Here is an 11441-nt window from a genome sequence, read left to right as displayed (position 1 = left end):
GGCTGAGAAACCGGAAATCTCAAAAAGTGTGTGGAACTAAAGCTGGGATACTTACAGTGTGAAGCCACTATTTTCAGGCGAATCTTTGGACTTTCCCCCGGAATGATTCGATCAATTGTGCGTGCTACAGTCCAATCAAATAACAGCGGTTTATTGTTAGCATTGACCGGTTCGGCTGCAAAGTACGCCACGAAAGCTCCATCAGCATCGATAACTTCTTTCACCAGTGTTTCGACAAAAGTATGTGCCTTGTCGATTTGCGTATTCGCAGTACTGCTGGAAATACTACCAGCAAGAAGAATGCAACTGTCGGCAAGCATGAAGGAATTATCCATTAATAATCAGTCCTATTGAATAAGGGGACATCCAGATTGTTTGTTGGCGCTATGTCAGCCAATTTAAAAATTAATGGGGATGAGTTGTTAATCTTTCAATAGATAGAAGAAAAAATACTATAAATAACAGAAATTTAATAACTTTTAGTTATAATTCCCATGCTGATAATGTGTCTTTGATGAATTTCATTACGTTATAGATAGTAGGCATGCTTCACTTTAGACTTCCCAGAAAATCTGAGCACTTAAGTTCAATATTGACAGATCATCAACCTGATGGTTTAATTTTAATTGCATTATTAAACCAATGGTGAATGTATGGCTTCAAAACTAAACTGGCTTTTGCAGAACACTGCGCCAGGCTCCTTGGTACTACAGTCCTGGCTGACAAAAAATGGCATAAGTCCTTCTTTAGCCAATAAGTATATGCACAGCGACTGGTTGCAAAAAATGCGTGCCGGTGTATATGTGCGGAGTGGGCGTGAACCTCAGTGGCGTGATGCCGTTTTATGCTTGCAAAATCAGCTGGGGATTTCTGTGCATCTGGCGGGGCTTACTAGCCTGACCTATCAGGGACGCTCTCATTATCTTCACTTAACGCGTCAGGCAATTTGGCTTTGCGTAGATGAAAAAGCTTCGTTGCCAAAGTGGTTCAAAGAATTTCCCAATGTGGAGTGGCTTTTACTTTCTAATCAGAAGCTCAATATGCATGACGAAAAGTATCTGACAGAGGTAGAAATTAAGGGAGAGCGGTTTAAAGCGAGTGTACCGGAATTAGCTGCTTACGAGATTGCTAACGCAGTCCCTGGTTCGCTTTCATTTGAGCACGCTGCGGAGCTGTTTCAGGGGCTGGTAAACCTGAGTCCACGCAAAGTCGAAGTGTTGATGCAATCCAGCCGAGCAGTGAAAACTAACCGCCTTTACCTGTTTCTGGCCGATCACTATGCTCATGCATGGGTTAAGCGAATAGATAAAGCCAATATTGATTTAGGCGCCGGGAAACGGCAGATCGTGTCTGGTGGCAAGCTGGACCAAAAATATCAGATCACTGTTCCAGAGAGTTTTGTTAGCAAAGGGATCTCACATGGATAAGCAATCACCTTATTATCGGCAAGTTGCATTGCTGCTTAGCGCATTACCTGTTGTGGCATCAGAGAGATGCTTTGCGCTAAAAGGTGGAACGGCAATAAACTTGTTTGTCCGTGATTTTCCACGTCTATCGGTTGATATCGATTTGGCTTACATTCTGCTGGAAAGCAGAGATGTGGCATTGCCAAACGTTCGGGCTGCTTTGACGCGCATTGCTGAAATACTGCAACAACAGGCTGGCATTTCGGCGGTACTACAAACGAATAATCCTGATGAAATGCGCATTGTTGTTTCTTCTCAGGAAGCACAGATAAAGATAGAAGTTTCGCCTGTTGCGCGAGGTACGCTGTATCCCCCAGAAGAACGTGATGTTGTTGAATCGGTAGAAGACGAGTTCGGTTTCGCTGCTATTCAGGTTGTATCGCTTGCCGACCTCTATGGTGGCAAGCTTTGTGCTGCGCTGGATAGGCAACATCCCCGTGATTTTTATGACGTCAAAATGCTGCTCGAAACGCAAGGTATTGATCGCCAGATTTTTAATGGTTTCATCACCTATCTGCTAGGACACCCGCGCCCAGTATCAGAGGTACTTAATCCCCGCTGGAAAGATATTTCTGAGCTGTATGCGAATGAATTTAATGGAATGACATTCGATGCGGTCTCTCTGGAAGAACTCAATGCGATACCTAACTTAATGGTTACAGCTCTCAAAGCACAATTTACGCAGCAGGATTATGATTTTTTGATGTCTTTCAAAAGTGGTCAACCGGACTGGAGTCTGGCTCCTGAAGATCAAATTCAGCACCTACCAGCGGTTAAGTGGAAGTTGCAAAATATTGGGCGCATACCAAAAGATAAACATATTCAGGCGTTGGCGAAGCTTGAGGCGGTTCTTGCCGAGTGGATAAGATAGTTTAGAATTTTATATGTACATTCACCTTTGGTGTCACTGTGCGATATTTTGTAAACTGCACGTGCTAATCAGCCAAAGTAGAGCAGGGTAGTTACAACAGATAAATCAACTGGTTATGTAAGTGTAGGTCAGAGCGTAGGTTTTAATGATTCTATCTAAATAATCTTTATTTTTCAGTGCTCACACACCAATGCATCATTGGGGTATGGGAATCGAGTTTGTCGTTATTTTTCATGTGGTTTTATTTTATAATCCATTGAAATTTAAGTTAATTGTGATTTTTTTTGTTGGTATCGTTAGGGATCACATTGTCTCACTGAAAATGACTTGCAAGTGCCTGCGGCTATAGCGTGATAACACTGAATAAGTGCATAACCAGCACGTTGCGTTGAAATGGTGTTGAACTCCGTAAATCATACCGTTATCCATGATAATGGAGCTTATATGACAGGCAAATAGGCTGGCAAACCTTAATCATACAAAGTTATCTAATTGGTGAAGTCCACGAATAAAACAAGGCAGATCTGGGTGAGAATCGTGGCTTGAGGTGACCTGTGGTGCTACGCATATTAAGATTTTTCCATCGCTATACTAGCCTGGCCACTAATAAACTGACATAGGTAAAAATTGGAGGCATCCCGCAAACCTCGCTTGTAATGAGCTAGATGGAATTGCAGCCTCTCAAAGCCCAACGTAAAAGGTTTATGCGCCTTCATTTGGGGGATTAACCGTTTTTTAGCGCTCTGCTAACCAAATAACGCAATTTTCTATTGTATGGTAAGTGCGAATATCAGAAGACGACAAATGTGTAGGAGGATTTTGAATATCCAATAATTGAATCCCCTTGTATTGGGTCAGTGTGCGTAATCACACCGATTTTATAAAAATTAATGTGGATAGGGACAGTCTTTAATGTTCTGCCACCTTAAGTTGTTTCTTTGTAACGTATTATTTTTTAATGGTGTTATCTAACTATTCAGTTGATCATGCCAATTCATTAAAGGTTCTGGAGGAAATATAAAATGCAGTTCCTCTTACATATTGATAACCCATACTTAGCAGCACCACTTCAATCATGCAGACTCTGCTCGTAATAGCGGATCCGTTCCACTTTTGCCGTTGACCCGCCCCCATCAAATTCAGCATCTAGCCAAGCCTCGATCAGGGTTTTGGCTAACTCCGGGCCAATAACACGGGCGCCTAAACAGATGATTTGGGCATTGTTACTTTTTCTGGCTCGTTGGGCAGAAAAAGTATCATGACACTGAGCTGCACGGACGCCAAAAACTTTATTGGCAGAGATGCTCATCCCAATACCCGTTCCACAAATAAGGATCCCGCGCTCATGTTTCCCGGCTTTAATCGCCAGGGCAACCTGAATAGCAATATCGGGGTACATCGTCAGTTCTTGATGTTGATCGCAGCTGTAATCCACGACAGTGATGTTCTTACTTTGTAGAAAAATAATGATCTGGTTTTTCATCTCAATAGCGGCATCATCACAGCCGATTGCAATAGATAACATATTTTACCCCTCAACAGATTGAGCTGTAATCCGGTTAACCCTTCCCACGCATAAATATCATCAGTACGCCGGTCTTCTTCAGGTTTTACATCTGTGGGCTTTGCATAAGGGATTGTATAAAACCAGATCTTTCAAAAGATCGATACATGATCATTTGATCCATATATTCAAGCTTTTTATATACCCAGTCAATAAACTTATGTTCGATTTTTAATTACCCAATATCTTTTTAGGTATTTATGTTGTTTTTTAATGAGTTGTTGATGGTTGGTTAACGATTTAATGGGAAGGGTAGATTTTATTTATGACTTCTCTCACAGCCTGAGCATTTTTTAATAGTCGTAGGCCTGCGCTTGATCATACTGTTCAATAGTACGTAGTTAAATCTTATGTTCAACGAGTGTTTAAGATGAATTCAGATATCTGACAAGACATTTATCACAAAGCACGTATGCGATAAAAAATCGTTAAAGGAGTCCAGCATGAGTGACGAAAACCTTAAAGGTGCTCAAATGGCGGAGGGTATCCCCGAGACAATGCGTGCAGTTGTTGCCTATGGGCCGCGCGATTATCGGTTTGAAATAGTGCCGGTTCCGACTATCGATGCCAAAGAGATCTTGGTCAAAGTTGAAGGGTGTGGCATCTGTGCCGGGGACACCAAGGCTTTTGAGGGGGCCCCCAGTTTCTGGGGTGATGATAAGCAACCTGCTTATATCAAAGCGCCAATGATTCCAGGCCATGAATTTATTGGTCACGTCGTTGGTTTGGGCGCTGATGTTGAGGGGTTTGAGCTAGGTGACCGAGTGACTTCTGAGCAAATCGTTCCCTGCTGGGGATGTCGGTTTTGTAACCATGGGCAGTACTGGATGTGCGAAAAACATGATCTGTACGGCTTCCAGAGCAATGTTAATGGCGCGATGGCTGAATATCTGAAATTCACGAAAGAGGCAATTAATTATCATGTCCCTGATCACCTTCCTTTAGAAAAAGCCATTCTGATTGAACCCTATGCCTGCGCATTTCACGCGGTACAGCGTGCCAAGATAAAACTCGGTGATGTGGTGGTTTTGGCCGGATCAGGAACATTAGGGCTAGGCATGATTGGGGCTATTAAAAAGTCTGGGGCTGCCAAGCTCATTGTGCTGGATTTATCGGATGATCGTTTGGCTCTCGCCAAGAAGTTTGGCGCTGATTTGGTGCTTAATCCCAGCAGAGATGATGTAAATACCCTGATTAAAGAAATGACCGGTGGTTATGGTTGCGATATCTACATTGATGCCACTGGTGCGCAAAAGGCCGTTGAACAAGGATTAACTCTGCTGCGCAAGTTGGGGACGTTTGTTGAATTCTCGGTATTTAAAGATCCCGTGACCGTTGATTGGAGCATCATCAGTGACCGTAAGGAACTTGATGTCTTGGGGTCACATCTGGGGCCATATTGCTTCCCGCTAGTGATCGAAGGTATCTCTAACGGTGATTTACCGACCGAGGGAGTTGTCACGCATATCTTGCCATTGGAGAAATATGCCGAGGGTATTGAGTTGGTCAAAAGAGGCGTTGACTCACTTAAAGTGGTTCTCAATCCCAATATAACGTAATCAGCGCTTATTTTTTGAGTCAGGGCGGATCACGAAGAAGGAGTATAGAGATGCCAAACGATTATAAATGGTTTGATACGGCGTTTTCCCTAAGTGGCAAAGTGGCGGCCATTACTGGTGGTGCCACGGGGATTGGCTACGCGATTGCCGAACTGTACTTAGCCAAAGGTGCACGAGTGGTGTTGATGGATTGTGCCGATAACGTCGCTGAAATAGCCGAACAGTTAGATAGGGATAACGCTGTCGGATTGCAGTGCGATGTTAGTGATAGTCAATCCGTCAGGCAGGCGGTCGCTCAGGCAATCGGGGCTTTTGGCCAGTTGGATATTTTAGTGAATAGCGCGGGCATTGCTGCGCTGGATCCTGCGGAAAAAGTGCGTGAACAAGATTGGGACAGAACGATTGATATCAACCTGAAAGGTGTCTTTCTCATGAGCCAGGAAGTGGGAAAACATTTTATTCAGCATGGACACGGCAAAATCGTGAATTTGGCTTCTCAAGCTGGTGTTGTGGCTATCGTCAATCACTTAGCGTATTGCGCCAGTAAATTTGGCGTGATCGGTATCACCAAAGTACTGGCATTAGAGTGGGGGCCGTTGGGCATACAAGTTAATGCTATTTCACCGACGGTGGTACTGACTGCGCTAGGCCAGAAAGCATGGTCAGGCCAGCTCGCTGAAGATATGAAGCTGAAAATACCCGCACGCCGTTTTGCTTATCCCGCCGAGGTTGCAGCGTGCGCACTGTTCTTAGCCAGTGACGCTGCCAATATGATAACCGGTGAAAATTTAGTCATTGATGGGGGATATACCATCCAATAGTGCTGTGGTCGCTTTCTCTAAACTACAATGGCGGCCAGTTAGTTAACTCACTGTTTTTATTTGTTTTCCATTTTAACGAGATTGCTATGAATCGAATTATTAACGATCCTGATCAGGTTGTGGAAGATGCGATAAAAGGCTATTTAGCGGCTTATCCACATTTCTTTGCTAAAACCGCACATGAGAAAGTATTGAAGTATCCAGAAATACCGCGCCAAGGGAAAGTAGGCGTAGTGACCGGGGGCGGCTCTGGTCATGAACCTGCGTTTCTGGGCTACATCGGTAAAAATATGCTGGATGCTGTGGCGGTTGGTGAGGTTTTCTCTTCACCGGCGGCTGGAGCATTTTTAGAAGCGTTTAAAGTCGCTGACGGCGGTGCGGGGGTTGCTTGCCTGTACGGTAATTATGCCGGAGACAATATGAACGTCAAAATGGCGGCAAAAAAAGCCGAGGCGATGGGGATAAGGGTTCGCACCGTGGTTGCCAATGATGATGTGGCCTCCGCACCACCGGCAGAAAGAGAGAAGCGCCGAGGTGTAGCCGGTGAAATTTTCATGTGGAAAGTGGGCGCGGCAGCGGCGGCTCAAGGCTACGCTTTGGATGATGTGATCGAGGTTGCTCAGAAAGCGATTGATCACTGCCGTTCAATCGGGGTGGGTTTAACCTCCTGTACCATCCCGGCGGTAGGTAAACCTAATTTTTCGATAGAAGACGGCATGATGGAAGTGGGGATTGGTCATCACGGAGAACCGGGTATTCGGGTCGAGTCGCTACAGAATGCACATCAGATGGCGAAGACCATGGTGGATTTGGTGGTCGCTGATATGCCGTTTAGCCAAGGTGATGATGTGGCGGTGTTGATCTCTGGGCTCGGTGCCACGCCGACCATTGAGCTGTATATCTATTATGCAGAAGTCGCCAAATTATTAGAGGCGCAGGGGATAACAATATATCGCCCTTATATTGGCAATTATTTTACCTCGCTAGACATGATGGGTGTCACGCTGACGCTGATGAAACTGGATGATGAATTAAAATCTTTAATTGATGTACCCACTCATTCATTAGGCTTAACCCAGCTGGAGTAAGGGACTATGAAGGCATTATTGATAAAAGACGAATACGTGAACGACAGCGGTATAAAAAACCAATATGTGAAAGATGAATTTATGAAAGATGAGTTTATGAAAGATAATGCGATGAAAGATGGATCTACAAACGATCGATCTACAAACGATAAATGTATAACCGATAAATGTATAACCGACGGTACCCCGATCATTGAGGAAATGGCCAATACGATCCTCGCAAACCGTGAATACCTGAGTGAAATTGACGGTGCTATCGGTGATGGTGACCACGGTATTAATATGGCTAAAGGTTTTAACCTTTGCACTGAAAATATCAAAGGCAAAAATCTGACGATAGCTGAGGCACTGGATGCGCTCTCTGACGCGCTGATGGAAGGCATCGGGGGATCGATGGGGCCACTCTATGGCAGTATTTTTATGGGAATGGCCGATAGCATTCGAGGTTGCGATAAAATGGATGCGGCTGCTTTTGGTGCGATGCTAAAAGGTGGCCTGACTGACTTGCAGGAGGTGACTGACGCCCGTGTTGGTGATAAATGCATTATGGATACGCTTATTCCGGCGAGTGCAGCATTTGAATTGGCACAACAACAGCAGCAGCCGTTTGTTGAGTCGCTGCATCGGATGAAACATGCGGCCAGTATGGGGCGCGATTCTACCCTTGATTTAGTGGCTAAAATTGGGCGGGCAAGTCGTCTGGGTGAACGTTCTCGGGGGGTTCTGGATGCCGGTGCAACCTCCTGTTGCTTAATACTGACTCAACTGGCTGATTCTGTAGAACGGCGGTTGGAGCCGTAGATAGCGGTCAGCAACAATACTGACCGTGGTATTCAGGTGAGAAGCGATGTGGGTGACCAGTATAAGAGACTGGCCCAATCGCTACCTATCTACCTATCTATTCTACCTATCTATTTATCCGCCTGTAATATTACGATCGATTACGGCTGATGTTGAATCATCTTTAAAATAGTCCGGGCATTGGATGCGCTGGTCGCAATAATATCAATTGCACCGGTACGCAAGGCACCCAGCAGTGCTAATGCTTTGGTGTTTTCAGAAGCGATAGCGATAACGCAGGGGATCTGGCGGAGTTCTTGGGTGCTGATACCAATAACCCGATCATTCATTACTGTATTAGCGGGTTGGCCCTGTGCATCAAAAAAATCGTATCCCGCAATTTCGCCTGTCACACCTTGATGCAGACTGGCGTCGACTATCTCCTGAGGAGTGAACCAGCCCAGCTCCACCATATAGCTGTTTTCGTTCATATCACCGATGCCAACCAGAGCCATATCAGCCTTACGGGCACGGTCCAGTGTCTCTTTAATGGTACCGTTTTGCATAAAGGCTTCTTTTAGCGCCCGGTTTTCTACATACGCGGGTGCGTACAGAGTTTCACTCGTTCCGCCAAATTTCTTGGCTAAGCGGCGGCTGATGTGATCGGCATTAATCGCATCACCTGGGCGGTGTGTTCCACCGATGCCACAGATAAACTTACAGTGCCTTTCTGGCACGACGCTGACGTGGTCCGCGATGGCCGCAACATTTCGCCCTTGGCCAACGGCCAATACCGTGTTGTCTTTTAAGTTAGTGGCTAAGTAAGCTGAAACCAACGCGGCGACCTGGCGGCGTTGTTCATCCTCATCCTGATAATCAAGTGCTATCAGCGCCCGTTTCAACCCAAAATGCTCGATTAACTGTTGCTCAAGGCGGGTACTGAATACCGGATGATAACGAACGTTAATCTCAACAATGCCCTCTGTTTTCGCTCGTTTCAGCAAGCGACCGACTTTGATCCTTGAAATGCCAAACTTGTGTGCAATTTCTTCCTGAGTCATTTCATCCTGATAATACGAAACAGCAATTTCAGTTAATAACTCATTGTCTTGTGGGATCATCTGTTTTTCCATGGAGCGCTGCCCTCGGCCACTTATCACACTTGGCCACTTATCACATAAGGTGAAGGGTTATTGTTTTAAACAGGAATGAATAGTAGAGCATTTGTATAATAGGGTGAACAGAAAAATTCACCATTTCTGTATTGTTCGTTTTCTATTTCCTTCGTAGTAGCGGTTTATTGTTTCTATAAGTAAACAAATGATTTTTTATTTTGTTAAATTTGTTTTTTTGTTATTAAATTCTAATTATTTTATTTTGTGCGCTAAAACAAAAGTTCTTGTTTTGTTCTTTTGTGTTACTGCGACCTATTAATAACTATTTATTGAATAGGGTCGTAGACCACGAATAAATCAAATAGAGTCAGCGGGTAAGATATTTTTCCTCACGATTTCTCTATCTTTTTTGCTGAAACCTTGGACTACGGGCTGGGTAAAATATCCCGCACGGACGCTGAAGGGCGGCATAATCTTGTTCCTAACGGTGTGACGACGATGGGGCGGTTTATCAGGAGGGGATATTGCAACATAAAATCAATCAGTTGCTCATCCTGCCATTTATCATCAGATAACCCCAATTGCTCATAAGGTTCTACATTCTGGCGTAATAACGCCCGCACGGTGATACCCATATCGGCAATCAATTTGACCAATGTTTCACGATTGGGCGGAGTTTCCAGATAAAGGATAACATTGGGTTCAACACCGCTATTACGGATAAATTCCAGCGTGTTACGCGAGGTGCCACAGGCTGGATTATGATAAATGGTCACATTACACATAGGGATATCCTTCATCAAAATGCCTGTAGAGTAACCATGCTACTAGCATGGAATAGTAGGTAGTTACATCGACAGGCGATTATATTAATAGGTGATTATATCGATACGGACAATCGTAGTGCGAGTGCGCTCAATGTCACAAATAGCACTGGGAGGGTCATGATAATCCCTACTCGGAAATAATACCCCCAGGTGATGGTCATATTTTTTTGCGACAAAACATGCAGCCACAATAAGGTTGCCAGGCTACCTATAGGGGTGATTTTCGGCCCTAGATCGCTACCAATGACATTGGCATAAATCATCGCCTCTTTAATTAACCCGGTTGCGGTGCTACCTTCGATAGAAAGTGCCCCTACCAGAACGGTGGGTAAATTATTCATAATGGAAGAGAGAAACGCGGTTAAGAAGCCAGTCCCTAACGTGGACGCCCACAGCCCCTGTTCACCCAGTCGGTTTAGCAACGTTGAAATATAGTGGGTCAGACCCGCATTACGCAGGCCATAAACCACCAGATACATCCCTAATGAAAAGATGACAATTTGCCAAGGTGCACCACGTAGCACTTTGCCTGTATTGATGGCATGTCCTTTTTTTTGCTACAGCCAACAAAATCAGCGCACCGACGGCGGCCACCAGACTCACTGGAACACCGAGCGGTTCCAGTGCAAAGAACCCGATTAGCAGTAGGGCAAGGACCAGCCAGCCGGTTTTGAACGTATTCATATCGCGGATAGCATCTTGCGGGGCTTTCAGCAGAGATAAATCATAAACCACCGGAATGTCTTTACGAAAAAATAGATGTAGCATTGCCAGCGTTGCGATAACTGCGACCAGATTAACCGGCACCATAACCGCCGCGTATGCAGTGAATCCGAGGTTAAAGAAGTCCGCAGAAACTATATTCACCAGATTCGACACGATAAGTGGCAAGCTGGCAGTATCGGCAATAAACCCCGCCGCCATCACAAAGGCCAATGTTGCGCCACGGCCGAAACCCAGCGCCAATAGCATGGCAATGACAATCGGCGTGAGGATCAGCGCCGCACCATCATTGGCAAACAATGCAGCGACTGCTGCGCCGAGTAAGATGATGTAAGTAAACAGCCGGCGACCATGGCCATTACCCCACCGTGCGACATGCAAAGCTGCCCATTCAAAGAAACCCGACTCATCCAGTAACAGGCTGATGATGATAATAGCGATAAAGGTCGCAGTGGCATTCCAGACAATTTGCCAAACCACGGGAATATCACTCACATGTACCACGCCAGTGAGTAATGCCAGCCCCGCGCCCAACATGGCACTCCAACCAATCCCCAACCCTTTGGGTTGCCAGATAACTAACACGATAGTCAGGATAAAAATAGCACCTGCCAACAACATAACGCC

At 45.1% G+C, this 11441-nt stretch carries 8 protein-coding genes and 3 pseudogenes; 6 read left to right on the top strand and 5 right to left on the bottom strand.

The genetic code is table 11. The features are described 5' to 3' along the window. Positions 1 to 335 (bottom strand): annotated as a pseudogene (locus AC971_RS14870) (hypothetical protein); the annotation flags it as partial. A gap of 318 nt (positions 336 to 653) precedes the next feature. Between AC971_RS14870 and AC971_RS15240 the strand changes: the two are divergent. Both AC971_RS15240 and AC971_RS15235 read left to right on the top strand, forming a co-directional pair. Next, positions 654 to 1427 (top strand): type IV toxin-antitoxin system AbiEi family antitoxin, encoded by a 774-nt coding sequence (locus AC971_RS15240; protein WP_025382678.1) that lies wholly within the window; start codon positions 654 to 656, stop codon positions 1425 to 1427. After that, the gene (locus AC971_RS15235; protein ID WP_025382679.1) at positions 1420 to 2337 is read left to right on the top strand and encodes a nucleotidyl transferase AbiEii/AbiGii toxin family protein; all 918 of its coding nucleotides are present in this window, start codon (positions 1420 to 1422) and stop codon (positions 2335 to 2337) included. Before AC971_RS15240 ends, AC971_RS15235 begins: the two co-directional genes overlap by 8 nt. Before the next feature lie 1069 nt (positions 2338 to 3406). Here the strand turns inward: AC971_RS15235 and rpiB are convergent. Then, entirely contained in the window at positions 3407 to 3862 is a 456-nt protein-coding gene (gene rpiB, locus AC971_RS15230; RefSeq protein WP_025382680.1) for a ribose 5-phosphate isomerase B, read from the bottom strand. 482 nt (positions 3863 to 4344) lie between these two features. On the opposite strand from rpiB, the gene AC971_RS15225 reads away from it, so the two are divergent. From AC971_RS15225 to dhaL, 4 genes are all read left to right on the top strand, one after another. Further along, the gene (locus tag AC971_RS15225; protein WP_025382681.1) at positions 4345 to 5460 is read left to right on the top strand and encodes an MDR/zinc-dependent alcohol dehydrogenase-like family protein; all 1116 of its coding nucleotides are present in this window, start codon (positions 4345 to 4347) and stop codon (positions 5458 to 5460) included. 50 nt (positions 5461 to 5510) lie between these two features. Next, positions 5511 to 6281 (top strand): SDR family oxidoreductase, encoded by a 771-nt coding sequence (locus AC971_RS15220; protein ID WP_025382682.1) that lies wholly within the window; start codon positions 5511 to 5513, stop codon positions 6279 to 6281. A gap of 86 nt (positions 6282 to 6367) precedes the next feature. Beyond that, positions 6368 to 7369 (top strand): dihydroxyacetone kinase subunit DhaK, encoded by a 1002-nt coding sequence (locus AC971_RS15215; protein WP_038402552.1) that lies wholly within the window; start codon positions 6368 to 6370, stop codon positions 7367 to 7369. A gap of 111 nt (positions 7370 to 7480) precedes the next feature. Next, on the top strand, positions 7481 to 8170 hold the full coding sequence (gene dhaL, locus AC971_RS15210; RefSeq protein ID WP_072081423.1) for a dihydroxyacetone kinase subunit DhaL: 690 nt from the start codon (positions 7481 to 7483) through the stop codon (positions 8168 to 8170). Between the two features lie 140 nt (positions 8171 to 8310). On the opposite strand, the gene AC971_RS15205 is transcribed toward dhaL, so the two are convergent. From AC971_RS15205 to AC971_RS15195, 3 genes and pseudogenes are all read right to left on the bottom strand, one after another. Further along, positions 8311 to 9282, bottom strand: a complete 972-nt coding sequence (locus AC971_RS15205; protein WP_025382685.1) for a sugar-binding transcriptional regulator — start codon at positions 9280 to 9282, stop codon at positions 8311 to 8313. Positions 9283 to 9698: 416 nt separating this feature from the next. Then, positions 9699 to 10049, bottom strand: a pseudogene (arsC, locus tag AC971_RS15200) (arsenate reductase (glutaredoxin)); the annotation flags it as partial. 95 nt (positions 10050 to 10144) lie between these two features. Continuing rightward, positions 10145 to 11435, bottom strand: a pseudogene (locus tag AC971_RS15195) (arsenic transporter). Positions 11436 to 11441: the final 6 nt, after the last annotated feature.

This window comes from Yersinia similis (assembly GCF_001053095.1).
In the GTDB taxonomy this organism is placed as follows: domain Bacteria; phylum Pseudomonadota; class Gammaproteobacteria; order Enterobacterales; family Enterobacteriaceae; genus Yersinia; species Yersinia similis.
The sequence above is the reverse complement of the archived record's forward strand: the minus strand, read 5'-3'. Positions and strand labels throughout refer to the sequence as shown.